The sequence below is a fragment of the Streptomyces sp. NPDC007896 genome, assembly GCF_042959425.1.
Lineage (GTDB): Bacteria > Actinomycetota > Actinomycetes > Streptomycetales > Streptomycetaceae > Streptomyces.
On the sequence record NZ_JBIBKX010000001.1, the window covers coordinates 1,375,420 to 1,401,324 of the forward strand.

Sequence of the window (25,905 nt, forward strand, 5' to 3'; positions counted from 1 at the left end):
CTCCGCCGGAAGACACCAACGCTGAAAGAAGCGGATTTCATCCCTCCGCAATAATCAGCCGTTCACCGTGTGTGGCAGGCGGACGCTCAGGGAGTACAGGCGGGTGGTCTGGACGGCGTTCTGGTTGTCGTCGCTGACCAGGAGGAGCCCGAGACGGCCGTCCGGGGTGCGGCCGGTGATCGTCAGGCCCTCGATGTTGTCGAGGAGGGGATTGGGCTGGGGCTGCTTGGCCTGGGCGCCCAGTGAAGGACAGTTCACGAGGTCGGCGAGGAGCGTCTTGCGGGCCAGCCGCACACCGTCCTGGCCGGTCAGGGTGTCGACGCGGCGGGTGTCCGTGGCGTGGCGGAGGTCGGCGAGATAGAGGCGGACGGTGTTGCCGACGCCCGCGGTGAAGCCGCGCTCCAGGACGAGAAGGCGGCCGTCGGGGGTGGCCTGGGCCTCGGAGACGCCGAGGCCGGAGTCGGTGCGGTAGCCGTACTGGGCGGCGAGCCGGAAGTCGTGCCGCGTGCGCTCCCAGGTCTGGAAGCGCACGATGCCGCCGGTGTCACCGCTCAGTGACCCCTCCATGGCGGCGAGCAGGGTGTGGCCGCCGGGCAGGAGGGTGAGCCCTTCGAAGGTGAGGTTGGAGGTGGCGCGGCCCGCGGGAGCGACCTTGAGCGCGTCCGGTACGGGGAGGCTCCCGACGAGGGTGCCGTCGCGCTCGTAGCGGCGTACGGAGGGCTCGGTCTCGGAGGTGACCAGACGGGTGCCGGTGGGGGTCCCCCCGCTCGAGCGAAGCCGAGAGCGGGGGAGGTCCACGGCCAGGCCCTCGGAGTCGAGCGCGGCGCCCTTCTCGTCGACGAGGTTCACGACGCTCGTCGGCTTCAGCGTCTCGCGGTCCAGGGTGAAGAGCGAGGACCGGTCGGAGAGCGCGGCGATCTCGCCGTCGCGGTCGACGGCGAGCGCGGAGAGGTTGCCGACGAAGGTGCCGTCGTACGTCGTCTTGTCGAGCGCGTCGGAGTAGCTCGTGATCGAGACGGCGGGCGAGCAGGCGGGGACGCTCGGGGCTGTGCCGCTCTGGGCGTTGACCGGAGCGGCGGCGGTCACACAGGTGGCCGCCGCCAGGCCGGCGGTGACGGTGGCGAGTACGGATCTCATGAGCATGCCGGTCACGGTAGGACGGCCGGGTGACGCGCGGGAGACCGCCTCGTGAAGCGTCAGCCCGCGGACGGCACCGCCGGGATCGCTTCCTGGGGGTTGCTCGTGGGCACGTACCGCAGCACGCTCGCGCTGGTCGTGGACGGGGTCGGCACCAGGTCCTTGTGGATGGCCTTGGCGACGGCCTGGATGGTGTTGACGCCGTACTGCATGGTGCTGTTGTCCTGCGTCAGCACGGTGATCATGTAGTCGTGGCCCGCGCCGTTGAAGGTGCCGATGCTGTGCACGCGCCAGCCGTGCGTGGCACGCGACAGCCAGCCGTTCTTGACGTGCACGGCGACCGAGGAGGGCGCTCCGGCCGGGGTGCCCCAGCGCTGCGAGGAGATGACCTTGCCCATCAACTTCAGCTCGTAGGCGCGGGAGTTGTCGCTCAGCACGGAGTTCTTGGCGGTGAGGAGCGCGAGCAGCTTCTGCTCGTCCCGGACGGTGATCTGGGTGAGACCCCAGTAGTTGTTGGCACCCGGCTTGGTCTGCGTCATCCCGGCGGCGGTGAGGAAACCCTTCACCTTGGTCACACCGAGCTGCTTCCACAGCGTGCTGGTGGCGTTGTTGTCAGACTTGGTGATCATGGCCGTGGCGAGGCTCTGCTCACGCGTGGTCAGATACCGGTTGTGCTTCTTGGCGTCCCACAGCAGCGTGGCCAGCACGGTGGCCTTGACGACGCTGGCGGAGTCGTACGCCGTGCTGCTCCGCAGGGTGCAGGTGGTCTTCGTCGAACGGTCGTAGAGACCGACGGCGACGGTGCCGGCGCGGCCCTTGAGCGCCGTGGTGATGTCCTTCTGCAGCTTGGCGGCCAGGCCCGTCTTGCTCGACGTACAGCTGACCTGCGGTGCCGTGGCGGCGGCGGCCGGCGCGGCGGCTGCCGCGAACGGCACGATCACCCCGGCGCCGAGGCCCGCCGCGAGCACACGGGCACGCCGGGATATCCGGTGAGTCATGGAGGTTCCCCATCCCCTTCAACCAATACGAGCGCGCCTGTGGCGCACTCGTCTCTCATGACTCGTCTGGGTGGCCGAAAGTTGTACGCGTGTTCTGCGGACGGGGGTTCGGGGTAGCGAGGGGGTCGCCCTGAAGCCGCGGAGAGCCGCCGGAGGAGCGGCGGGCGCCCGGCTCTCTTACCCGCGTCTCATCCATCCACAGCTCGCCCCCAGACAGAGCACAGCCCGTACCCATCGGCGGTGTGCATGGTGCACTGGTGACATCTGCCACCGACCCACTGCCCCCGGCTCCCGGCCCCTTCGTGGCCCCCGGCGCACCGGCCGCCGAGCCGCCCCAGGAGCCGTCGCCCACCCCCGCCGCGCCCCGCTGGTCCCTCCCCGCCCTGATCGCGATCATGGCGCTGGCCACGGTGCTGTACTCCTGGAACCTGTCCGGCTCCGGCCTCAACAGCTTCTACAGTTCTGCGATCTACAGCGGAACCCAGAGCTGGAAGGCGTGGTTCTTCGGCTCGCTCGACGCGGGCAACTTCCTGACCGTCGACAAACCGCCGCTCGCACTCATGGTCATGGGCCTGTCGTGCCGGATCTTCGGCTTCGGCACCTGGCAGATGATGCTGCCGATGGTCGTGGCCGCCCTCGGCACCATCTGGATCCTGCACTCCTCCGTGAAGCGGGTGTTCGGCCACGCCGCCGCCGCGCTCGCCGCGCTCGTGCTCGCGCTCACCCCGATCACCGTCGCCATCAACCGCGACAACAACCCCGACACCCTGCTCCTCCTCCTGATGGTGTCGGGCGCGGCCCTCGGACTGCGCGCGACCCGCGACGGCAGGCTGCTGCCGCTGCTCGGCTCGGCGGTCTGCTTCGGGCTCGCCTTCAACACGAAGATGCTCCAGGGCTACATCGCGCTGCCCGCCGTCTTCGCGGTCTATCTGTACGCGTCGCACCTCGGCTGGGCGAAGCGGATCCGCAACCTGCTGCTGGCCGCCGTGGCCCTGGCCGTGTCCAGCTTCTGGTGGGCGACGGCCGTCTCGCTGGTGCCCGCCGACGACCGTCCCTACATCGGCGGTTCGACGGACGGCACCGCCTGGAACCTGATCTTCGGCTACAACGGCTTGGGCCGCGTCCTCGGCGGCGAGGGCAACGGCGGTGGCGGAGGTGGCGGCGGCTTCTCCGGTTCCGCGGGGCTCGGCCGGCTGTTCAACGACATCCTGGGCGGCCAGATCTCCTGGCTGATCCCCTTCGCGGGCATCGCCCTCGCCGGCGGCCTCGTGCTGTGCGGGCGCGCCCCGCGCATCGACCCGACTCGTGCGGCGCTGGTGCTGTGGGGCGGCTGGCTGCTGCTGCACTACCTGACGTTCGCCACGGCCGAGGGCACCATGCACCCGTACTACACGACCGCGGTCGCCCCTGGCATCGCGGCCCTGTGCGGTGGCGGCGGCGTCATGCTGTTCCGTGCCTTGCGCGGTGGTGACGTCCGCTGGTCCTGGGTGCTGCCCGCCGGGCTCGCGGTCACCGGCATCTGGGCGGTCGTGCTGTTGCGCCGGGCCACCGACTGGAACACCTGGCTGTGGCCGGCCATCGCGGTGGTCATGGCGCTGGCCGTCGTCGGCCTGTTCGTCTCCCGCTCCGGCAACCGCGTACGGCTGCTGGCCGCGTCCCTGGCGGCGGCGGTCGTCGCGGCTCTCGCGGGCCCGGCGGCGTACTCGTTCGCCGTCCCGGCCAGTGCGGGCGGCGCGGGCGGCGGCATGGGCGGCACCAATCCGACCGCCGGACCGTCCACCGGCCAAGGCGGCTTCGGCGGCGGACGGGGTGGCCCCGGCGGCAACGCGGGGGGTCCGGGCGGCGGCGAGATGCCCGGCGGCACCCAGCAGGGCGGCCAAGCGGCCGGCCAGGAGGGCGGCCAGGCGACACCCGGCGGCGGTGGAGCCGGCGAACTGCCCGGCGGCGCCCCACAGGGCGGCGAGAACGGCGGCTTCCCCGGCGGCACGGGCGGCCAGAACGGCGAGTTCCCGGGCGGCCAGGGCGGTGGCGAGAACGGTACGGCCCCGGGCGGCACGGGCGGTCAGCGCGGCGGTTTCGGCGGCGGTGGCGGCATGGGCGGTGAGACCAGCAGCGAGCTGATCTCGTACCTGGAGAAGCACCAGGACGGCGCCAAGTGGCTGCTCGCGGTGTCCAATTCGCAGAGCGCCGGGCAGCTGATCCTGAGCACCCACAAGCCCGTCATCTCCATGTACGGCTTCACCGGCACCGACAAGGGCATGACGGTCGCCAGGCTCAAGGAGCTGGTGAAGAAGGGCGAGCTTCACTACATCCAGGTCGGCGGCTCGGGCATGGGCGGCGGAATGGGCGGCAACAACAGCACCAGTTCCGCGGTCACCGCCTGGGTGCAGAAGAACGCCACCGCGGTGAAGGAGAGCGCCTACAGCAAGACCTCGTCGTCCGAGTCGAGTTCGGCCACGGGCTCCGAGTCGGAGAACGGCCAGTCGGCCCAGTCGGCCTCGACGCTCTACCGCCTGGACCCGTCCGACCTGAACTGACCACCCCTCAAGTGCCGGAAGGCCCCCGCCCATGTGCCCCATGGGCGGGGGCCTTCCGGTGCGTCATATCGCGCGCACAACAAGCGACTTGCCGTTTTCCGTCACCCAACCGACACGCTCCGTTCATTCCCTGAATCGCATGTTCATGTCACGCTCCGGTTGCCCGCTCAATCAACCCGCGTAGAACGGACGCCCCCACCATGCCCGCCACGCACATACGCCGCTGGAAGACGCTGGCGCTGACCACCTCAGCCGTCCTGGTAGGCCTCACCCTGCCGACGATGACCGCCACCCCCGCGAGCGCCACGACGACCGCGTACGACAGCACGTACTACAAGAACGCGGTCGGCAAGACCGGCAGCAGCCTGAAGTCCTCGCTGCACACGATCATCAGCAGCCAGACGAAGATCTCGTACTCCGCCGTCTGGGACGCCCTCAAGGTCACCGACCAGGACCCGAACAACAGCAACAACGTGATCCTGCTGTACAGCGGCACCTCGCGCGCCAAGTCCCTCAACGGCGGTGACACGGGCGACTGGAACCGCGAGCACGTGTGGGCCAAGTCCCACGGCGACTTCGGCGAGGTGACCGGTCCCGGCACGGACCTGCACCACCTGCGTCCCGCGGACGTCCAGGTCAACAGCATCCGGGGCAACAAGGACTTCGACAACGGCGGCAGCACGGTCAGCGGCGGGGGCGGCAGCCTCACCGACTCCGACTCGTTCGAGCCGCGCGACGCCGACAAGGGCGACGTGGCCCGCATGATCCTCTACATGGCGGTGCGCTACGACGGCGGCGACGGCTTCGCCGACCTCGAGCCCAACGAGAAGGTGAACAACGGAAGCAACCCGTACATCGGCAAGCTCTCCGTACTCAAGGAGTGGAGCGACGAGGACCCGCCGAGCGCCTTCGAGGAGAAGCGCAACCAGGTCATCTACGACACCTACCAGCACAACCGCAACCCGTTCATCGACCACCCGGAGTGGGTCGACGCGATCTGGTAGGCCGTACTGCGGCTGAACTCCCCCTTTCGTACGGGAGTTCAGCCCAGCCTACCGAATATCGCCCATCCAGAGTCGCCGCCCCAGCTCGTCGAGGTCCGCCCGCCGATCTTCGTACTCGGGCAGTGCAATCCGCAGCAGCCTCCAGAAGTCCTCTCGGTGCCCCGGCACTTTCACGTGGGCCAGTTCATGTGCGATGACGTAGTCGATCAGATGCATGGGCAGTTGGAAGAGCGGCCACCCGAGACTCATCAGGCCGCCCTCGGCGCCCGTCCCGTCCTGCGGCGGCCTGTATGAACCCCATCGGTCCCCCAGGTCCCGTACCTCAAGTTCCGGCTCGGTCACGCCCATGCGGGCTGCCCAGGGCTGAAGTCGATGCCCCGTCCAGTTCCGGCCCGCCCGGCAGTACCAGTCGACAAGCGCTGCCCGTCCCGCCTGCGGCTCCGCCGCCAGGTCCGGGCTCATGACAAGACGTCCCGCAATCAGCCGGACGCCCCCGGCCGCCCCTTCCTCGTCGGAAACGGCCAGCCGATACGTGCGCCCCAAATAGCGGAAGACCTCTCCGTCGACGAGTTGTTTGGCGGGGTTGAGCGGACGTGTGCGCTCCCGCTCGCGCAGTTTGGTCAGCAGCCAGTCCCGATGGGCTCGTACAAACTGTTCCGCCTCGGCCACCGGACGCCCGGCAGGGGTGTGCAGGGTGAGGGTCGCGTCGGCCTCGACAGTCAGCGCGAAGCGTCTCCTGCGGGCGCTGGCGCGCACCCGAAGAGACAGCCCGTCCACAGTGAGGGGGGCTTCGGGGCTGGAAGACGTCGAAGGGTCGGCCGGCGCGGTCACCCGCCTATTCTCCCCTCGCCCTGCCCCGGAACTGTCGAAGGTTGTCCTGCGCGAAGGACGCCAGGCGCTCAGCCGCGTTCTCCAATGGCGTCCAGTCCGCACCCACGGGCCGGACACCGCCGCTGAGCAGGACCTCGTGGAGGTCCCCGGCCAGCATGCTGATGTCCTGGTGCTGCCCCTGGTACGAGGCCCTGGCCATGACCTGGGTGGCCGCGTCGCACACCTTGCCCGTGAGCTGCCTGACGTCACCGCTGCCTGCCAGCCTGATCCCGGGGGTGTCCTCCAGGATCTGCTCCACCAACCGGTACACCCTCTGTTCGAGCGGCGTGAGACCGGCGAGCTCCGGGGACTCCTCCTGTTCTTGCCTGGCCTCCTCGATCAGCGGGCCGAACTCCTGTACCTGCTCCTCGAAGCGGCCCGGCATCGTGCGCAGGATTTCCTCCAGGCGCTTGGAGAGCCGCTCGTACTTCGCGGGGTCCTCCCGCTTCGTCCGCTCCTCCAGATGGAAGCGGAGCGCATGCCCCATCTCCGCCGCGGCCTCCTCCGGCGGCAGTCGCCGCACGGCGTCGTCGAAGGTGAGCGCGGTGAGCGAGACCGGCGGAATGACCTGGTCGATCTCCGGGCCCTCGAGGTGGTCGGCAATCATGGCCCGGACCTTGCGGCCGTACCGGCGCAGAGTGAACGTGCCGCCCTCGTCGTCCCGGCACAGGCGGCGTACCCGCTTCTGGAGCAGGCTCCAGCGCCTGGCGTCCGCAACGTAGTCGAGAGCGTCCTCATGCGGAAGGACACGCTCGAGCGTGGCGAGGAACGCGTGCAGCACCTCGTCGAAGTCGAACCGCAAGGATTCGGATTGCAGCGCGAGAGCCGCAGGCCCCAGCTTGGCGAGCTGGTCGAGCTGAGCGTCGTCGACGCCGTTGCGTCGCAGGAAGTCCCGGACCCTGTCGGCAGCGGGCCCGAGGGCCCCCACCTCGTAGGACATCGCGCGCATGGTGTCGGTGACGTCGGCGTTCCGGTACCCGGCGAGCGCGCTGGAGAGATGCTCGAAGACACCGTAGTAGTCGACGACGTAGCCGACCTCCTTGCCCGGCGATGTGCGGTTGACACGCGCGACGGCCTGGAGCAGTTCGGCGTCACGAATGGGCCGGTCCAGGTAGAGCACCTGCTCGCGTGGGGCATCGAATCCCGTGAGCAGCATGGATTTTACGATCAGGAAGGCTATGGGGCTGTCGGGGTGCACGGGGTCGGGCACCTGGATGGGAAGCGGCGACGGCTCGCTGTTCGCGGCAGCGGACCACGGGGCGTTCGTGCCACCGTCGGAATCGGTGGGCGGAGTCGGCGCTTGCGGCGGGTTGAAGGGGGTCACGGCGACCCACTCCGGATCGGGGACCAGCTCGGGGAACGCCTTCTGGAAACGCTCGGTGTACGCCTCCTGGCGCCCGGTGTCGGTCCACTCCCTCCACTCTCCCCGCTTGTGCCCCGACCCCGGCGAAATGACGGGTACGAAGTCGATCCGACGCAGCAACGCCCGGAACTGATGGGCCTGGTGCAGATAACGCAGCCTGCCCGACAGATCCTCCAGCGGGATCCCGGCCACGGACTCCGGATCGAACTCGGTCAACTCTGCGAGCAGTTCGTCTCGGGCCTTGCGCAGAGCGTGGTGATACTGCACGGCCGCCTTCCGGCTGACCGCCGCGACCTGTGCCTTGAATCCGCCGGGCAGCACGGTGGTCACCCAGTGCTCCAGCATGTCCTCGGCCTTCGCCTCGATCATGGGAACGGACTCGGCGACGTCCCGCTCGGTGGGCCACCGCTTGAGCAGCGCGGCACGCTCCTCGGGAGTACGGTCTCGGACTAGGTCGTCGAACCCCGCGTCGAGGACCTCCCCGTCACGGACCTCACCCTCCCCCGTCCGCCCCTCGTAGCGGATGCGGACGACGACACCGTCGTGCTCGGCGTCCTCCATCCGGTACTCGTCGAGGAAGCCGCGCGGCGAGTCGCCCCGCCCGAAGATCCGGCGCGTGTCCTCCTCACGTCCGGTGATGATCGGCGTACCCGTGAACCCGATCTTGGCGGCGTTCGGGATCGCCTTGCGCAGGGCGGCGTGCAGGACGCTGGTGTGCGAGCGATGTGCCTCGTCGACGAGGACGAGGATGTCCGGCGAGGTGTTGCACTCGGGGAAGTTCGGTACGGGGCCCTGGGGTTCGCCTTCTCCCTGTCCGGCTTCCTCGCTCTCCTCGACGAGGTCCCGGTCGTCCCCGCTGCCTTCCGCGTCCCCGGCGAAGGTGAATCCGGTGCCGTACTTCTGGATCATCCCGAAGACGACACGCCGCCCGCCGTCACGCAGCAGCCCTTCCATCTGTGTCCGGGTCTTCGCCGTCTCGACATCGGACTCGCTGAGCTTCAACGTCCGCGAGAGCTGGGTCTGCAACTGCGTGCGGTCGGTGACGACAACCACCATGAACTCGCTGAGCCGGGGGTGCAGATGGACCCGACGCACAAGGAACGTCATGGTCAGCGACTTGCCGGAGCCCTGCGTGTGCCAGATGACACCGCCACGCTCGTCATCCGTGTCCCGCCCGGCACGGGCCCGCCCGGTCAGCAGTCTGCGTACGGCCTTCTCGGCGGCCCGGTACTGCTGGTGCCGGGCGACGGCCTTCACAGTGCGTACGGCCCCACCGTCCGCGCCGGACTCGACGGCCATCGGGATCACGTAGTGCCGTACGACGTTGAGCAGGGCGGCCGGCCGCAGGACCACACCGACGAGCTTCTGCTGCTCGCCGAGCGGCGCGGGCGCAGACGATTCTGCGTCGCCCGCGAGCAACCCGGCGGTACGCAGCTCCCGCCGCAGCGTTCCCTCTTCCTCCGGTTCGACACTGCGCCACGGGTGGAAGTGCTCGGGCTCGGAGGTGACGGTCCCCAGGTGGGCGGTCTCGCCGGTCGCGGCGACAAGGAGCTGCACCGTCCGGAACAGTTCCGGCGCACCGGCCGGGACCGGAGTACTGGTGGCGTCGAGGTCCAGAACGGGGTTCCCGGCGTAGTGCCGAAGATCGAGTACGGCACTGCGGACGGGCTCGGCGAGATCGGCGCTCTTGCACTCGACGGCGACGAGCGGGATGCCGTTCACGAAGAGGACGAGATCGAGTATCGACAGCTCACCGGAGCGGCTGCGCACGCGGAGCTGGTCGACGACGGTGAAGGTGTTGCGCGTGACACGGTCCGGGTGCCACTCGACGTACTGGACGGTGGCGGACGGACCACCGTGCGTGGCGGAGGGCGAGGGAAGCGTCCAGCCATGGAGCAGCATGTCGGTGGCGGCGAGGTTCGCGTCCACGACGCCTTTACCGAGGGAGAGGGAGGCAAGCTCGCCGACCGCACGCTTGATGTCGTCCTCGCCCATCCAGGGCTGACCGTCACTGCCACGGAGGTTGATCCGTCGCAGCGCGGGCCCGAGTTGGTCGACGAGTAAGGGCACAGCCGCGTCGAGCGTGTCCAACTCCGCGCCCGGAACGTGCGTCCATCCCATGGCCTCCAACTGCGCGACAAACGGCCGCTCCACCTCGTCCCGCTCGACGTGCACCACCAAGGCCCCGCACCTCTCCGTACGTCCACCCGTTCACCGGAGATCCATTCTGCGCCTCGGGAGCGGGGTGAGGGAGGGGATACGAACGGAGGGCATGCCTGAGCGTGCGGACGTACGGGCCTTTGTGGCGGTACGTCCGCACGCCCAGCAGGGGCGGGCGGGTCAGGTGCCGGGGTCCTCCTCCTCAGACATGCCGTCGAGAGCCGGGTCGTCGTGGGGCGCGGGGAGGCGGGTTCCCCGGCTCCGGGCGATGCGATGCACATCGTGGAGCGATTCGGTCAATCGGGCGGCGAGAAACCGGAGCTGGGGCGCGGTGGCCTTGCTGTCACCGAGCAGATCGGCGGCATGGTCGAGGAGGTCGTCCGCCATTCCGAGCTGGACGGCTTCGACGTTGTCGGCGACGCGGGAGAGGTGACTGGTGCCGGTGTTGTCGGTGAGGAGGTAGCAGGGATTGCCGTCGAGGTTGGCCCAGGGAAGGAGACGGGGCCGGCTGACTGTGGCGGCGACGTCGACGTCGTGGCTCTCGTAGATCATGCGGCAGCCACCTCGATGCCTTGGATTCGGCCCGGACCTACGTCGACGCCGTGAATGCGCCGTGGCCCTACGTCGACGCCGTGCACGGCAAGCCAAAGGGCTCGGCGCCGGACGCGCTGCTGTTTGCCGTGCTCGCGTTGTTCGTGCGCGAGGAGGTAGGGGCGGACCAGGGTGGAGTCTTCGCCGCGGAGGATGGAGGTGTGCGGGAGAGGTCGTACGTGGACAGGCGGCACCCCTGTCAACCGATGACGGCCCGAGGTAGGGAGGAGCCACCGCAACAGCGGCTCCATGAGACAGGCGATATGGTGCAACACGTCTTCAACTCCAGTGCGGTTGAGGGCCATGCCCCCGGGCCGTCGCAAGCGGTCGCGGGGGTCCTCCTTTCGGCCGAGATCGCTCGGCGCATGTGCAAGAGGTAACCGCTCCGACACCCTCCGCAGGTACCGTTGGAAGACGGTGGGACCGTGAACACCGTGAACGCCGTCGTTGTACGCCATGCAAGCCGCCGGGAGTTGAGGACATGGCACGGAAACGCACCCCCAACCGCGCCCTGGACAACCTGCTTGACCAGGCACGATGGACCAGGACCCAACTCGCACAGCAGGTGAATCGCCTCGGCCCTCAGGCAGGACTCGCCCTGACGTACGACCGCACCGCAGTCGCGCACTGGATTGCAGGAGTTCAACCAAAGCCCCAGGTCAGACCTCTGATCGTCGAGGCCCTTTCGGCGCGGCTCGGACGACCCGTCACCCATACGGAAGCCGGCCTGTTACCGGCGCCGTCACTCGTCGGTTCCCAAAACACCGACACTGTCGAGGAGTTGATCGACCTCGGAAGGGCAACAATGGATCCGTCCCGCCGCAGCGTGCTGGCTGCCACGGTCTTCTCCGCCGCACTGTCAGTTCCCGCGTTCACCCTCCCCGCACGAGCGGCGGATGAATCGGTTACTCCCGGCAAGAAGACCGTTCGAATCGGCTCTTCACAGGTGCAGTCGATCCGCACCATGACAGACCGGATTGCGGACATCCTCGACGAACTCGGTGCCGGGCACGCGATGCCCATGGCGTCCGCGTTCCTCGTCAATACCGTCGGCCCCTGGCTCCAGGCACAGGCCACGGAACCTGTCCGCAAGGACATGCTGGCCGCCGCGTCCGACCTCACGTATCTGACCGGCTGGATGGCCATGTACGAGAAGTCCCACGGCCTCGGACAGCGCTACTACGTCCAGGCCCTCGGACTGGCCCGCGAGGCGGAAGACCACGTCACCTATTGCAGGACCCTGCGCGGCATGTCCCTCCAGGCTTCCAACCTGGGGTACGGACCTAAGGCTCTGGAACTCGCGGACTCCGCAGCAGAAGCGGCACCTTCTGCGGGGCCGCGTCTCGTGGCATTCCTACGCGGCCAGCAGGCCCACTCCGCGTCCATGGTGAGCCTGAGGCAACAAGCCCACACCCGCCTGAAGGAGGCGGAGGACGCACTGTCGAAGGCGGACAACCGCAGGGATGCGATCGGCGGCTATGACCAGACCGCCTACCTCTTCCAGGTCTCCCATGTCCTGTACGAGGAGCAGGATTTCGCGGGCTCGATCAACGCCCTGAAACAGTCGATCCGCCTTCAGCCAAAGCAGGAACGCCAGGGCCGCGTGCACGCCTATGCGCTCCTCGCGCAGCGCCAGCTACGCGTCGGCCACTTGGACGCGGCCTGCGAGAGCTGGTCACGGTTCCTGGACGAGTACGAACACGTCTCGTCCAACCGCGGCGACGACCACTTCCGCACCATGAGCACGGAACTACGCCGACACCCAACTGCCCGCCCTGTGCGAGAGCTTGCACTTCGCGCACGCGAGGTGGCTGCGGCCAAGGCTGCGTGAGGTTCGATCGATTCAGGAGCGTCGGCGCATGCGCCTGGGTAACAGTGGAGGACGACGAAACGCGATGACTGACCGAACCCTCTTGAACGCGGGGTTACCGAACGGCTGGCGGAAGTCCTCCTACAGCGGCAGTGAGGGCGGCAGCTGCCTGGAGGTCCTGGACAACCACCCCTCAGGTGTCCCTGTCCGCGGCTCCAAGGCCCCTCAGGGACCCGCATTGGTCTTCCCGTCAGCCGGCTGGACGTCGTTCGTTGCAGCCGTCAAGGACGGAAGCCTCTCCGCCTGACCACTCCCCACCACGATTCGTCTGGTCCGCGCCCCGCCCCATGGCGCGGGCCGGACGTCGTTCGCTCAGGCCGCCACAGCAGATACCGCAACCCGCCCCGACAACAGGTCGTCCACAAGCCCCTGCTTGAGTTCGCGGAGCTTGTACAACTCTTCATTCTCGCGCTCGATTTGATCGTCGCAGGCTTCCAACATAGCCACGATGCGCCGCTGCTCAGCCAGATCGATCGGAAGGTCAATCTCCAGCTCCCGAAGCCGGGACGGATTGACATTCACTTGTTGCACGGCAACCGTCGAAATAGATCGAACCCGCTGCCGAACCAGAGGGTGCATCAACCATTCGACGAGGTACTCCGGGGTCACACGCAGCAGGTCAGGGATTAGGCGCACCAGATACGACGCGAATGTTGCGCTCGACAGCTCGTCACGCCACATCGCTGTTTTACCAATGTGCTCCATGCTGTTGGTCCTGTTGAACAGGACATCCCCCTGTCGGAGAAACAACTTCGCAGGAACCGGCGCCGGACAATATCGGAGCTCATCCGCATCGATCCTGCCGTTCCGAATGTTGTTCATGCGCAGCACAGGTACACCGCGAGCGTCCCTGTCAAGGGCCTCGGAAACCCCGTATTCGACTGACGGAACGATGTCCTTCAACGGCACGCGCACCCAGCCTGCCCGTGGCTCCTCACTTGCGATAGCCGCCATCGACGCCATCAGGGCACCCCGGCGCACTTTACGGAGTTTGGAGATTGAAGCCTCAATCCCGCGCTCCATTTCAGTGAAACTGTCGATCACCTCAACGATCCGCCGCTGAACTGGCAGCGGTGGGACTAGGACTCCGAACTCCAAAACGTCCGACTTGGTGATGTTCGGATCCTTGCGGGTGCTCGCCGCATAGCGGCTCCACCGCGGCTTACCGTGCTGCAAAGCAAGCAATAGGTAGCGCGGCTCCAACTGTGAGCCAACCTCCAGGACCGAAATCGCCTGATTGACTGCTGCTGGCACTGCAAGAATCGCCGTGCGGCCGATCTGCTCCCAACCGCCGTACATCGCAAGGAGCACCACCTGTGCCGGGTAGACACGCACTCCCGTCTCGGCGACAGCAACTTCAGTCAGTGATTCATCAGTCGCTTCAAGTGATCCTTCGTTGAGATCCAGGGTCTTCACCCACGGGATGCCCTGATGAGTGAAGTACCGAGAACCGGCCGCCCTGCTAGGAGTCGTTCCAGAACTCACTTGGCAGAGACGTCCGAGTGGTTCGAGAGGCCACTGCCCTCCTTCACTAGACACTCAGTCCCATCCCCTCAAGGAACCCGTCCAACTTCCTCGCCGTAGCTTCCCGCCCCGCCCGAATCTCCCTCAGCGACACCGCGTACTTCTGCTCCCACGTCTCATAGGACGCCGCCAACTCCCGCTGCCACCGCACCACATGGCCGTCCAGCTTCGCCGCCAGATCGTCCCGCAGCAGGTCGAGCACGACCCGGCGCTCCCCCTCCGCATCCATCTCCTCCCGTGCCCGGAACAACCGAGGCGACTCCTCCCCCAGGGTCGGCGGATCGCTCGGGTACGGATGCCGGTGGAAGTCCGCCTCAAGGCGCTTGATGTCCGCGCCCGCCTTCGTGCGCGCCTTCTTCACCTTCGCCAGTTCGGCCGTAAGCTCGGCCAACTCCTCGATGCTCAGGATGACTTCCTCCGAGTCATCCTCACCATCGGACGGATCAGCGTCAGCTTCCGGCTCCTCCACGCTTCCGGAAAGCCGTGCGCTCAACTCCTTGAACCGCGCATCAGCCTGCGCCTTCTGGGCATCGGCCTCCGCCAGTTCCTCCAAAAAGTCCAGAGCGATGGCGGCAACCACCTTGTGGTCGTACGCCTGCCGCCGCTCCGCCGCTGTCCTCGTACGCAACTTCTTCGTCCGCGCGTCCTGTTCAGGCGAAAGCATCGTGTCGACGTTCTCGACCCACCCGTCGACCACACCCCCGAACCCGTTCTCCGACAGCGCGAGCAGGTCGTACTTCGCGTCGTACCACCACCCGGCCACCGCACCGGCCAACGCGTACCGGTCCAGCAACCCGACCCGGCCCATCCTCTCCACGAACGACTCCATCAACTGTCCCCGAACCGCCATCAACGCGGCCTTGCGCTCGGAGGGCGTAGACGATGCAAGCACCTCGGGGGTGGCCGCAACCACCTCAAGCCTCTGCGTCTCTTCCTCCCACCACATGCCGAACTCCGCCCGCAGCGCCTCCTCCCGAGGACGGGCCAGCTCCCTCAGCTCGGGACGGCCACCCGCCGCCTCACCCCGGAAGTCCACATACGCCGGGTCCGCCGGCTCCCGCTCCTCGAACAGATCGGCAACCTCGATCCCATATGAGTCGAGCAGCGGCTTCTTCGCCTCGATCTCGGCGCGCGGCACCCCGCCGACCAAGTGAGCCCGCACATCCTGCGGTTCAGGCGAGGGTGTGTTGTCGACGTAGCGGCGGATGTTGAGGTTGTCGTTGTTTGCGGCGAGCTCCTCGCGCGTCACAATCCGCGAGAAGCCTGGCACCTCCGCGTACGAATGGAACGTCGAGACGACTTTTTCAGCATGTTCAGGAAGAAGGGCGTTCTTCGCTTTCACTGCATGGAACTCCCGGTCGGCGTTGATGAACAGCACCTTGCCCGCCCGCGCCGGATCCTTCCGCCCCGGCGGACGCAGCACCAAAACGCAGGCCGGGATGCCCGTCCCGTAGAAGAGGTTCGGCGCGAGGCCGATGACCGCCTCCACCGCGTCCTTCTCCAATAGCTCCGTACGAATGGCCTGTTCGCCGCCGCCCCGGAACAGGACCCCGTGCGGCATGACCGTGATCACCATGCCCCCGCAAGGGCTCTCCCGCTTGGCCTCCCACAGCATGTGCTGGAGGAACATCAGGTCGGCCTTGCCGCGCTCGCTCGTCTTCCCGTACTTGGCACGCTCAGCCGGATGGGCCAGGTCCGCGAGGACGTAGTCCAGAGAGAACGGCGGATTGCTGAGCACCCCGTCGAAGCGGTCCTCGTCCGAGCGCGGAACATGCGCCGGCTGCGAGAGCGTGTCCCCGGTGGCCAGGTCGAAGCGACGTACCCCGTGCAGGACCATGTTCATCGTCGACATGATCCAGGAGCCGGAGTTGGCGTCCTGCCCGGCGAAGAACATCGACGAGGTGTCGCCGCCGTGCTCCTCCACATACTCCGCCGCGTGGATGAGCATGCCGCCCGAGCCGACGCACGGGTCGTAGATCCTCATGTTCTCAGTGGGCGCGAGGAGTTCGACCATCATGCGGACCACGGCGCGCGGGGTGTAGAACTCACCGCCCTTGCGTCCGGCCGTGTCCGCGAACTCCTTGATCAGGTATTCGTACGCGGCACCGATCAGGTCGGGGAACTCGAAGTCCTCCGTGCGCAGCCGGATCCGCCCGAAGTGCGCGATGAGCAGCTGGAGGCGCTGGTCGGCCAGCTTGGCCGCACCCGCTGCGGCGCCCGATCCGCCGATACGGTTGAAGTCTAGGTGATCGAAGAGACCCTTGAGCTTGGTGTTCTGCCCTTCGAGCGCCTGGAGCGCGGGACGCAGGGTCATCTCGTTGATGTTGTGGGTGGCGGCGGAGACCTTGTGCCAACGGGCCTCCTCCGGCACGTACAGCACATCGCGCTTGCGGTAGGGGCCCGCCTGCTCCAGGTAGCCGGGAAGATCTTCGTCGCTGAGCTTCAGCTCCTCGACCGCGTATTCCCTGAGCCTGCCCCTGGCCGCCTCGAACTCGTCGTTGGCGCGCTTCAGGAAGAGCAGCCCGAAGATGTAGTCCTTGTACTCGGAGGCGTCCATCGTGCCGCGCAGAATGTCCGCGGCGGCCCACAGATGCCGTTCCAACTGGGCGAGCGTGAGCTTGGCCACGTACGACTCCCTACGACCCGACCTGAGATAACAGAGAGACCTTATTGCCCGGCCGGGGCCATACCGAAATCAGTGCGTACGTAAGGCCGACGGGTCAGTACGTGTCGATGTGGAGTGCCTTCTCCACGAACTCGTGCACGTCCGTGTACGGGTCCCGGTCCCACTTGGCCACATGCGCCGCGTGCTGGCTGTTCATCCGCTCGGCGTTCTTCCGCGCCGTCTTGTAGCTGCCCAGGACCTGGTGCGGCAGGACGACCTTCGGCGTCTTGGCGTCCTGGGAGCCGCGCTGAAACGGCAATCGTTCGGCCGCACCGCCGCACACCCCGGCGAATGAGCCGCTGACCGGCTTGTAGTGAGCGAGGCGCCACACCTCGAAGCACGGATGCGAGAAAGCGACTCCGATGCCTGCCGCATCCGCCTGCTCCAGCGCGTCGCGGATGTACTTGTACCTGTCGTGATCGAAGAGGCACCAGACTTGAGGCAGGAACTTCCTGTCTAGTTTGGCCCGCATCGCCTTACGGTCCTCTTCGCGCTTCAGCCTGATCGCCTGCTCCACGAGGTCGAGCGGCTTGCGCCCGCTGTCCGCCCTGCGATTGGCGATGTGCATCTCCACCGGGACCTTGTCGGCGAGCGGTACGCCCTGGTCCTTCAGGATGTCGAGGTACGAGGGCTCGGTCACCTTGCCCTCCGTGAAGATGAAGATCTGGCGCTTGCGCTGTCCACCCTGCCGGGCCGGACGCTCCCACGAGTCCTTGCCCTTCTGCGCCCGCCCCATCAGTCCCGCCCCGCCCGGTCCGCTCGGTCGTCTGTCTCGTCGTATGCGCCGGCCTCGCGCGCCACCAGCAGCCGCCGCGCGATCTGTCCCTCCAGGAGGGCCGGAACCCCGCCGAAGGCCCCCGCGAGGTAGGACTGCGTGAGGTCCTCGTCCTCGCCCGGCTCCACATCGGTGAGCGGATACAGCTCGGTCGCGCCGTCCTTGTCCTTCTGCGTCAGCCACACCTGTCCGGGGTCGAGGAGACGCTCGCCGCTCGGAGTGGTGAGCACCGTCGCGTCGTGCGACGTGAAGACCAGCTGCGCGCCCTTGGGGTTCGCGTACGGATCGTGGAAGAGCCGGACGACCTCTGCGGCGAAGCGGGAGTGCAGGCTCGCGTCGAGTTCGTCGACGAGCAGGACCGCGCCTTCGTCGAGGGCGAGGAGCATGGGGCCGAGGAGGGCGAACCAGGAGCGAGTGCCGTAGGACTCGTCCTGCCAGTCGAAGGACACGTCCCCCGCAGCCGATTGGTGCATCAGCTTCACCGCGTCCCGGCCCGGGCCTTCCTGGACAACCGTCGCCCCGGTGATGCCGAGGTCGGCGACCCGCAGCAGCTCCTGGATCCTGGTGGCCCTCGGCCCCGACAGTTCCTTCGTGGTGTACCGCGCTCGCTCGTCCCGCTCGACCTCCGGGTTGATCATCCAGAAGTTGCGGCGGAACCAGTGGAAGAGCGGAGAGAGCTGCGGGTGGTTGTCCGTGCCGGCCGTGGAGAGCAGCAGTGCGTTCGGCCGCGTACGCCGTACGAGCTGGGCACGGTCCCTGACACGTTCACCGGGCCACTTGAAGACATCCGGTCGGGAGGCGTCACGGTCGAGCCATTCCTGACGGCGACCGCGTGGGTAGCTGTGCAGCCACTCCGACTCGACGCGTTTGGCGCTGAGCTCGAAGCCGTATGTCCAGCGGACGGAGTCGATGACGACGTCGACCTCGAAGAAGGAGGGTTCGCTCTCGCTCTTGGGGCTCAGGGCGAAGACCTGGCGCGGGATGCCGTCGTAAGAAGCCCAGCGCGCATAGGAGTTGAGCACCGCTTTGCTCATGTCCGTCATCGCGGTCAGCACGTTCGACTTGCCGGAGGCGTTGGCCCCGAAAATGCCGATCAGCGGGAAGACGGAGATGGATCCGCCGCCTGCAAGATCCACCGGGTTCGCCGATCCGCCCCGTTCGTCGCCCGCCGCGACGAAGGACAGCTCCTGCTCGTCTCGCAGGGACCGTACGTTCGCGACGCGGAACCTCAGCAGCACACCGTCCTCCTCTCCGGGCTCAGAGTAATGGCCGCTTCTGACATCAGCTCGGTCGGGGACGCCTGCGACCTCACGGAACATATCCTGTGGAGGTCACCGCGCACAGCCGATCAGGCCGAGCCCAGGTGGGTAGGCGCGAACATCCGCAGCACCGCCGGGAGCAGCACCACGGACGGGCCGGGGCTCGCGAAGGCCTTCGCCAGGTCCTCCTCCAGGGTCTCGGGGGTCGTACGGACCCCCGGGACGCCGAAGGACTCGGCCAGCGCCACGTAGTCGGGGCGGGTCAGCTCCGTCGCCGTGGGCTGGCCGAAGGTGTCGGTCATGTACTCGCGCAGGATGCCGTAACCGCCGTCGTCTACGATCAGCCAGGTGACGTTCAGGTCGTACTGCCTCGCCGTGGCGAGTTCGGCGATCGAATACAACGCGCCGCCGTCGCCGGAGACCGCGAGGACCGGGCGGGTGGGATCGGCCGCCGCCGCGCCGAGGGCCGCCGGGAAGCCGTAGCCGAGGCCGCCCGCGCCCTGGGCGGAGTGCATGGTGTTCTTTCCGCGCGGGTCGAAGGCGGACCACGCCCAGTACGCCAGGATGGTCATGTCCCAGAAGGACGGGGAGGTGGACGGGAGGGCCCGGCGGACGGACGCCAGCACCTCCTGTTCCAGGGTGAGTTCCTGTGCGGCGATACGCTCCCCCACCCGGTCGAGCAGCACACGGACGCGGTCCGCCGCCGTCGGGTCGGGGCGGTCCTCGACGGTCTCCAGGAGCGCGGAGAGCGCGAGCCTGGCGTCCGCGTGGATGCCGATCGCCGGGTGGTTGGACTCCAGCTTGCCGAGGTCGGCCTCGATCTGGATGACCCGGCCGCGGGGCTTGAACGTGTGGTAGTTCGAGGACAGTTCGCCGAGGCCGGAGCCGACGACCAGCAGGACGTCCGCGTCCTCCAGGAAGTCCGTGGTGTGCCGGTCCTCCAGCCAGGACTGGAGCGAGAGCGAGTGGGTCCAGGGGAAGGCGCCCTTGCCGCCGAAGGTGGTGACGACCGGCGCGTTCAGCTTCTCCGCCAGCGACCTCAGCTTGCCGGACGCGTCCGACCGTACGACCCCGCCGCCCGCGATGATCGCGGGGCGGGCCGCCGTGGACAGCAAGTGGGCCGCCAGCGCGGTGAGTTCGGGGCGCGGGACGACGTCCTTCGGGGTCGCGTCCATCGCGGTGACCTGCGGCAGGTGGGTCTCGGCGAGCAGGACGTCCTGCGGGATCTCCACCCAGACCGGGCCGTGCGGGGCGGTCAGGGCCGACTCCCAGGCCGCCGCGATCGCGGAGGGGATCTGCGACTGCGTACGGACCGTGTGGACGGACTTGACGACCCCCCTGAACGACGCCTGCTGGTCAGGGAGTTCGTGCAGATAGCCGTGGCGTCCGCCGCCCAGTCCCGCGGTGGGGATCTGGCTGCTGATGGCGAGGACGGGGGCGGAGGCCGCGGCGGCCTCCTGGAGCGCGGCCAGGGAGGTCAGCGCTCCCGGGCCGGTGGACAGCAGCAGGGGCGCCGCCTCACCCGTGATGCGGCCGTACGCGTCGGCCGCGAACCCCGCGTTGTTCTCCACCCGCAGGCCGATGTACTGCAACGAGGAGCGGCGCAGGGCGTCGAACATGCCGAGGGCGTGCTGGCCGGGCAGGCCGAAGACGGTCGTGGCGCCGAGACCGGAGAGGGTCTCCACGACCAGGTCTCCGCCGTTGCGGCCGGGGGGCGGATTCAGCGCGGCCTCCGTCTGCGCCGCCGACGGACGGAGCACCAGGTCGTGGTCGTGAGTCACTTGTTCCCGGCCTCCTGAGCCCTGGCCGCCGCGATCTGGCGGGACATGATCGTCGTCAGTTCGTACGCCGTGTGGGACGCGGCCACCGCCGTGATCTCGGCGTGGTCGTACGCGGGCGCGACCTCGACCACGTCCGCGGAGACCAGGTTGCAGGAGGACAGTCCGCGCAGGATCTCCAGCAGCTCGCGGGAGGTCATGCCGCCGGCCTCCGGCGTACCCGTGCCGGGGGCGTGCGCCGGGTCGAGGCAGTCGATGTCGATGGAGATGTACAGCGGGCGGTCGCCGATGCGCTGGCGCAGCTGGTCGGCGACCTCGTCCGCGCCACGCCGGTAGATGTCGGCGGACGTGACGATGCCGAAGCCCATCTTCTCGTCGTCGGTGAGGTCCTGCTTGCCGTACAGCGGGCCGCGGGTGCCGACGTGGGAGAGGGCCTCCGTGTCCAGGATCCCCTCCTCCACCGCCCGGCGGAACGGGGTGCCGTGCGTGTACTCGGCGCCGAAGTAGGTGTCCCAGGTGTCGAGGTGCGCGTCGAAGTGGAGCAGGGCCACCGGGCCGTGCTTCTTGGCGACGGAGCGCAGGAGCGGGAGGGCGATGGTGTGGTCGCCGCCCAGCGTCATCAGGCGGGCGCCCGTGCCGAGCAGCTCGTCGGCCGCGGCCTCGACCGTCTCCACGGCCTCGTTGATGTTGAACGGGTTCGCCGCGATGTCGCCGGCGTCGGCGACCTGGGCGAGGGCGAAGGGGGAGGCGTCCTGCGCCGGGTTGTACGGGCGCAGCAGGCGGGAGGCCTCGCGGATGGCGTTGCCGCCGAAGCGGGCGCCGGGCCGGTAGGAGACCCCGGAGTCGAAGGGCACGCCGACCACGGCGACGTCGGCGCGGCCGACCTCGTCGAGGCGCGGCAGCCGGGCGAAGGTCGCGGGGCCCGCGTACCGCGGGACGCGGGACGAGTCGACGGGGCCGCGTGGCTGGCTGCCGCCTGCTGCCGGGAACTCGGTGCTGCTCATCGTCGGACTCCTCCAGGTGGTACGGGGTGATGCGTTGTGCTTTTTCCAGTGTCGCGGACCCCGCTGACAGGATCCGCCCGGGCCGGCCGGCCCGAAGTTCATGAGCGCGTCCCGCGCCCCGGAAGGGGCGCGGGGAACTGCGCGACCAGCCACATCCGGCCCGCAGCCTCACACGCTTCCGGCCTACCGCAGAGCGCTCACGCGACCACGGCCGCCGGCTCGGCCTCGCCCTCGGCATCCGCGCCGCGCCCGGCCAGCCGCTCGCGCCAGGCGGCCAGGACCGCCGGGTCGGTCGCGGGCGTGGCCAGGGAGACGATCACGTACGCGGCCAGCGAGGACAGCAGCCCGTAGTAGACGGGCTCGTTCGCAAGGATGCCGTAGGTCGCCATCAGCCCGACGACCGCGAGCCCGCCGACGACGACGGAGGCGAGCGCGCCGTGCACGGTCCCGCGCTTCCACAGCAGTCCGCCGAGGATCGGGACGAGCAGACCGCCGACGAGGAGGTTGTACGCGACGGTCAGCGCCTCGACGACGTTGTTGAGGGCGATGGCGGTACAGATCACGGCGACGCCCATGACGAGGATGAAGAGCCGGTTCCCCTTGACCTCGTCGTGCGCCTCGCCGTCACGCATCCCGCCGTCGCGCTGTACGGCCCCGCGCAGCTTGGCCCAGATGTCGTTGTTGGCGACGGTGGCGCAGGCGATGAGGGCGCCGGAGGACGTGGACATCACGGCGGCGAGGGCGGCGGCGAGCACCAGGCCCCGTACGCCGACCGGAAGCTCGTCCTTGACGATGGTCGCGAAGGCGGTGTCGGCGCTGGGCAGCGTCGGGTAGAGCACCTTGGCCGCCGTGCCGATGACGGCGCCGGCGAGGGCGTACACCAGGCAGTAGGTGCCGGCGACGGTGCCGCCCCACTTGGCGGTCCTGTCGCTGCCGGCGGTGAACACGCGCTGCCAGATGTCCTGGCCGATGAGCATGCCGAACGTGTAGATCAGCACGTAGGTGAAGATCGTCTCGCCGCCGATGCCCAGCGGGTCGAAGTACTCGGTGGGCAGCTTGGCCTTCATCTCGCTGAACCCGCCGGCCTTGACGACGGCGATGGGCAGGAGCAGAAGCAGCACGCCGACGGTCTTCACCACGAACTGCACCATGTCGGTGAGGGTGATCGACCACATGCCGCCGAGCGTGGAGTACGCGACGACGATCGAGCCGCCGATGATGATCGCCAGCGTCCGGTTCATGTCGAAGAGGACGTCGAAGATGGTGGCGTACGCGATGGTCGAGGTGACCGCGAGCATCAGGGTGTACGCCCACATGACGACACCGGAGATGACACCGGCCCGGCCGCCGTAGCGCAGGTCGAGCATCTCGGAGACGGTGTAGACCTTCAGGCGGGCGATGCGGGCGGAGAAGAAGACGGAGAGCGCGAGGAGCCCGAGGCCGATGGCGAACACCATCCAGGCGCCGGAGAGCCCGTACTGGTATCCGAGCCCGACGCCGCCGATGGTGGACGCGCCGCCGAGGACGATCGCGGCCATGGTCCCGGAGTACATCGCGGGGCCCAGACGCCGCCCGGCCACCAGGAACTCACTCTTCGACTTGGCGCGGCGCATGCCCCACCAGCCCATGGCCAGCATGCCGGCCAGATAGACGACGATCACTGTGTAGTCGACGGCCATAGGGGGCCCTCCTTCGCGCACTCATCGGTGGCGTGTCGTGCAGATGGACGTGGGGACGCGGGCCGGGCGAGCGATACCCGGCCGGGAGTCCGGCAGCTGATCGCGGGGACATACGCCCGTACCCGCGGCTGCCGACGGCACTGACCTTAGGTGGCCGGAAGATGACTCTGAAGTGTACGTTTCATCCATTGCAGCCGATCCGGATGGAGGGAACGTCCACCATGCCGGACACATCCGCCACACCAGTCCCACCCACCCCACCGATCCCGCTGTCCGCCCTCCTGGCCCGGGAGGACCTCGGCCTGCGCCACATCGCGGGCCCCATCGACCCGGACACGGTGATCCACTGGGCGCACACGTCGGAGATGGCGGACCCGTACCCGTATCTGCTGGGCGGTGAGCTGCTGCTGACCGCCGGGGTGCACATCCCGGAGGCGGCGGGCTCGGGCACCTACTTCGACGACTACGTCTCCCGGATCGTGGCGGCGGGCGGCGCGGCGCTCGGCTTCGGCCTGGCGCCGGTGCACGACACGGTCCCGCGCGCCCTGGTCGCGGCCTGCGACACCTACGGCCTGCCCCTGCTGGAGGTCCCGCCCCAGACCACCTTCTCGGGCGTGGCCCGCGCGGTGTGGCAGCTGATGGCGCAGGCCCGGCTGGCGGAGCTGCGGCGCGTCACCGAGGCCCAGCAGAGCCTGGCGGCCGCCGCGGCGCGCCCGGACCCGGTGGCGGCGGTGCTGCGGCAGCTGGCCCAGCGGGTGAGCGGCTGGGCGGTGCTGTACGGCCCGGACGGCGCGGAGCTGGCCCGCGCGGGGAGATCGCCGGAGGCGGGCCCCGTGACCGCCCTCGGCACCCTGGCCGCCGTCGTGCGCCCCGGGGGAACCCAGACCGCGGGCCCCCGGGGCCCCACCCCCGCCTCCGCTCCCCCCTCCGCCCCCACTCCCACCCCCTCCTCCGCCACCGACACCGTGGGCGGCACCCACCTCGCCGCGTACGCCCTCGGCGGCGGGCAGGGCTTCGTCCTCGGGGTCGCGGCGCCGCGCCGGGATCCCGGGGACCACACCATCGCCTCCGTCGCGGCCGTCCTCCTCTCCCTCCTCACCGGGGAGCAGCAGAGCGGGAGCGGCGCGGCGCGCTCGGCGGCGCTCGTACGACTCCTGCTGGGTGCCGCGCCCGAGGACGTGGCCCCGCTGCTCGGCGAGGACCGGTGGACCGTCGTGCACGCCCGCCCCGCGGCGGACGGCCCGGCGCCGGACGCCCTCGCCGCGTCCGCGCTGGGGGCGGCGCTGGGCTCCGCGCTCATCGACACCGGCGGGGGTGTCGTACGCGTCCTCGTCCCCGGTGACCGCGAGCCGACCGCGCAGGAGGGCTGGGTCTGCGGGGTCAGCGCGGCGGTCGGCCCGCACGAGTGGGCGTCCGCCGACGGGCAGGCGGCCCGCGCCCTGGCGCGCGCCCGGGCGACCCGCACGCCCCTCGTCCGCCACGGTGAGCGCCCCGCCCTGGCGGACCTCGTGCCCCCCGCCGACGCCGAGGCCCACGCGCGCGCCCTCCTCGCCCCCATCGCCGCCACCCCCGCCCTCACCGAGACCCTTCGCACCTGGCTGTCCCTGCACGGCAGTTGGGACCGTACGGCCGTCGCCCTCTGCGTCCACCGCAACACCGTCCGCCAACGCATCGCACGGTGTGCGGCGTTGCTGGAGGCGGACCTCGACGACGCGGACGTACGGATGGAGTTGTGGTTCGCGCTGCGGGAGAGTTGAGGGAGTTCTGAGGGCGAGTGGGCGGGAAAACAACAACGGTCGTCTCACGCCGAGTGACCCACATCCCACGGTTCAGGACAACCGCCCTCCCAGCGGAGCGCCCCGGCACAATGGGTGGCATGCCGATATCCGGGACCCCCAGCCGCACTGAGCTCGTCGACCACCTGGTGACGACCCGTATCGCGGGCGACGTCGCCACGCCCCGCGAGAACAACCTCTCCCACTACCGCAAGCTCGCCAACGGCGACCGCAACTTCTGGCTCGGCCTGGAACTCGGCGACCGCTGGACCGACGAGCAGGACGTGCTCGCCGTGATGGCGGAGCGGTGCGGTGTGAACGACGACCCGGAGTACCGCTACGGCCAGGACACCATCGACCCCGAGCTGACCATCGACGCCCTGGACCGGATGGCGGCGCGGCTGCGCAAGGCGGCGGACGGTGAGCAGCGGGTGCTCTTCGCGACCGGCCACCCCGGCGGCCTGCTCGACGTGCACCGCGCCACCGCCGCCGCGCTGCGCGGCGCCGGCTGCGAGATCGTCGTCATTCCGGACGGGCTGCAGACGGACGAGGGGTACGTCATGCAGTTCGCGGACGTGGCGGTGCTGGAGCACGGGGCCACGCTGTGGCACACCCACTCGGGCGAGCCGATGCGCGCGATCCTCAAGGGCCTGGAGGGTGCGGGCCGCCCCCTGCCCGACCTGGTCGTCGCGGACCACGGCTGGGCCGGCTGCGCGGGCCAGCTCGGCATCGACTCCGTCGGCTACGCCGACTGCAACGACCCGGCCCTCTTCCTCGCCGAGTCCGAGGGCACGCTCCAGGTGACGGTCCCCCTCGACGACCACGTCACAAGCCCGCGGTTCTACGACCCGCTGACGGCGTATCTGCTCTCCGCGGCGACCCTGTAAGAACGGGCGGCAGGGGGCAGGGGGGCGAA

19 protein-coding genes are annotated in these 25,905 nt (G+C 69.0%); 7 read left to right on the forward strand and 12 right to left on the reverse strand.

All coding sequences use genetic code 11. The features are described 5' to 3' along the window. Positions 1 to 54: 54 nt before the first annotated feature. Both ACFZDJ_RS06165 and ACFZDJ_RS06170 read right to left on the reverse strand, forming a co-directional pair. Entirely contained in the window at positions 55 to 1,143 is a 1,089-nt protein-coding gene (locus tag ACFZDJ_RS06165; protein ID WP_391056442.1) for an esterase-like activity of phytase family protein, read from the reverse strand. A 53-nt stretch (positions 1,144 to 1,196) separates the two neighbouring features. Further along, positions 1,197 to 2,135, reverse strand: coding sequence for a serine hydrolase (locus ACFZDJ_RS06170; protein WP_390927047.1), 939 nt, complete (start codon positions 2,133 to 2,135; stop codon positions 1,197 to 1,199). Between the two features lie 257 nt (positions 2,136 to 2,392). Between ACFZDJ_RS06170 and ACFZDJ_RS06175 the strand changes: the two genes are divergently transcribed. Together ACFZDJ_RS06175 and ACFZDJ_RS06180 are read left to right on the forward strand one after the other, a co-directional pair. Further along, entirely contained in the window at positions 2,393 to 4,672 is a 2,280-nt protein-coding gene (locus ACFZDJ_RS06175; protein WP_391056445.1) for a glycosyltransferase family 39 protein, read from the forward strand. Between the two features lie 200 nt (positions 4,673 to 4,872). Beyond that, positions 4,873 to 5,676, forward strand: coding sequence for an endonuclease I family protein (locus tag ACFZDJ_RS06180; protein ID WP_168508806.1), 804 nt, complete (start codon positions 4,873 to 4,875; stop codon positions 5,674 to 5,676). Positions 5,677 to 5,724: 48 nt separating this feature from the next. Here ACFZDJ_RS06180 and ACFZDJ_RS06185 read toward each other — a convergent pair whose 3' ends face one another. The 3 genes from ACFZDJ_RS06185 to ACFZDJ_RS06195 form a co-directional block, all read right to left on the reverse strand. Next, positions 5,725 to 6,507 carry a YgjP-like metallopeptidase domain-containing protein gene (locus ACFZDJ_RS06185; protein ID WP_391056448.1) on the reverse strand — a complete coding sequence of 261 codons (783 nt, stop codon included), beginning with the start codon at positions 6,505 to 6,507 and terminating at the stop codon, positions 5,725 to 5,727. 4 nt (positions 6,508 to 6,511) lie between these two features. Further along, on the reverse strand, positions 6,512 to 10,087 hold the full coding sequence (locus ACFZDJ_RS06190) for a type I restriction endonuclease (protein WP_391056871.1): 3,576 nt from the start codon (positions 10,085 to 10,087) through the stop codon (positions 6,512 to 6,514). A gap of 162 nt (positions 10,088 to 10,249) precedes the next feature. Beyond that, positions 10,250 to 10,621, reverse strand: a complete 372-nt coding sequence (locus ACFZDJ_RS06195) for a hypothetical protein (RefSeq protein ID WP_391056451.1) — start codon at positions 10,619 to 10,621, stop codon at positions 10,250 to 10,252. Between the two features lie 20 nt (positions 10,622 to 10,641). On the opposite strand from ACFZDJ_RS06195, the gene ACFZDJ_RS06200 reads away from it, so the two are divergent. From ACFZDJ_RS06200 to ACFZDJ_RS06210, 3 genes are all read left to right on the forward strand, one after another. Then, positions 10,642 to 11,040 (forward strand): hypothetical protein, encoded by a 399-nt coding sequence (locus ACFZDJ_RS06200; RefSeq protein ID WP_391056454.1) that lies wholly within the window; start codon positions 10,642 to 10,644, stop codon positions 11,038 to 11,040. A gap of 101 nt (positions 11,041 to 11,141) precedes the next feature. Further along, positions 11,142 to 12,491, forward strand: a complete 1,350-nt coding sequence (locus ACFZDJ_RS06205) for a tol-pal system YbgF family protein (protein ID WP_391056457.1) — start codon at positions 11,142 to 11,144, stop codon at positions 12,489 to 12,491. A 64-nt stretch (positions 12,492 to 12,555) separates the two neighbouring features. Further along, the gene (locus tag ACFZDJ_RS06210) at positions 12,556 to 12,777 is read left to right on the forward strand and encodes a DUF397 domain-containing protein (RefSeq protein WP_391056459.1); all 222 of its coding nucleotides are present in this window, start codon (positions 12,556 to 12,558) and stop codon (positions 12,775 to 12,777) included. Positions 12,778 to 12,842: 65 nt separating this feature from the next. Here ACFZDJ_RS06210 and ACFZDJ_RS06215 read toward each other — a convergent pair whose 3' ends face one another. The 7 genes from ACFZDJ_RS06215 to ACFZDJ_RS06245 form a co-directional block, all read right to left on the reverse strand. Continuing rightward, positions 12,843 to 14,069: a restriction endonuclease subunit S gene (locus ACFZDJ_RS06215; RefSeq protein ID WP_391056462.1), complete on the reverse strand. Its 1,227-nt coding sequence runs from the start codon at positions 14,067 to 14,069 to the stop codon at positions 12,843 to 12,845. Then, the gene (locus tag ACFZDJ_RS06220; RefSeq protein ID WP_391056465.1) at positions 14,062 to 16,680 is read right to left on the reverse strand and encodes an N-6 DNA methylase; all 2,619 of its coding nucleotides are present in this window, start codon (positions 16,678 to 16,680) and stop codon (positions 14,062 to 14,064) included. The genes ACFZDJ_RS06215 and ACFZDJ_RS06220 overlap by 8 nt, the downstream gene beginning before the upstream one ends. Before the next feature lie 94 nt (positions 16,681 to 16,774). Further along, the gene (locus ACFZDJ_RS06225; RefSeq protein ID WP_391056467.1) at positions 16,775 to 17,455 is read right to left on the reverse strand and encodes an RloB domain-containing protein; all 681 of its coding nucleotides are present in this window, start codon (positions 17,453 to 17,455) and stop codon (positions 16,775 to 16,777) included. Then, positions 17,455 to 18,732 (reverse strand): AAA family ATPase, encoded by a 1,278-nt coding sequence (locus ACFZDJ_RS06230; protein WP_391056470.1) that lies wholly within the window; start codon positions 18,730 to 18,732, stop codon positions 17,455 to 17,457. Before ACFZDJ_RS06230 ends, ACFZDJ_RS06225 begins: the two co-directional genes overlap by 1 nt. A gap of 110 nt (positions 18,733 to 18,842) precedes the next feature. Further along, on the reverse strand, positions 18,843 to 20,534 hold the full coding sequence (locus ACFZDJ_RS06235; protein ID WP_391056473.1) for a thiamine pyrophosphate-dependent enzyme: 1,692 nt from the start codon (positions 20,532 to 20,534) through the stop codon (positions 18,843 to 18,845). Continuing rightward, a complete protein-coding gene (gene speB / locus ACFZDJ_RS06240) occupies positions 20,531 to 21,535 on the reverse strand; it encodes an agmatinase (RefSeq protein WP_067380849.1) in 1,005 nt (334 codons plus the stop codon). The genes ACFZDJ_RS06235 and speB overlap by 4 nt, the downstream gene beginning before the upstream one ends. 197 nt (positions 21,536 to 21,732) lie before the next feature. After that, positions 21,733 to 23,214 carry a sodium:solute symporter gene (locus tag ACFZDJ_RS06245; RefSeq protein ID WP_391056475.1) on the reverse strand — a complete coding sequence of 494 codons (1,482 nt, stop codon included), beginning with the start codon at positions 23,212 to 23,214 and terminating at the stop codon, positions 21,733 to 21,735. A 221-nt stretch (positions 23,215 to 23,435) separates the two neighbouring features. Here ACFZDJ_RS06245 and ACFZDJ_RS06250 point away from each other — a divergent pair, with 221 nt between their 5' ends. Then, the gene (locus ACFZDJ_RS06250) at positions 23,436 to 24,971 is read left to right on the forward strand and encodes a PucR family transcriptional regulator ligand-binding domain-containing protein (protein ID WP_391056476.1); all 1,536 of its coding nucleotides are present in this window, start codon (positions 23,436 to 23,438) and stop codon (positions 24,969 to 24,971) included. Between the two features lie 119 nt (positions 24,972 to 25,090). After that, positions 25,091 to 25,876, forward strand: coding sequence for a phosphatase (locus ACFZDJ_RS06255; RefSeq protein ID WP_390927035.1), 786 nt, complete (start codon positions 25,091 to 25,093; stop codon positions 25,874 to 25,876). Positions 25,877 to 25,905 lie beyond the last annotated feature (29 nt).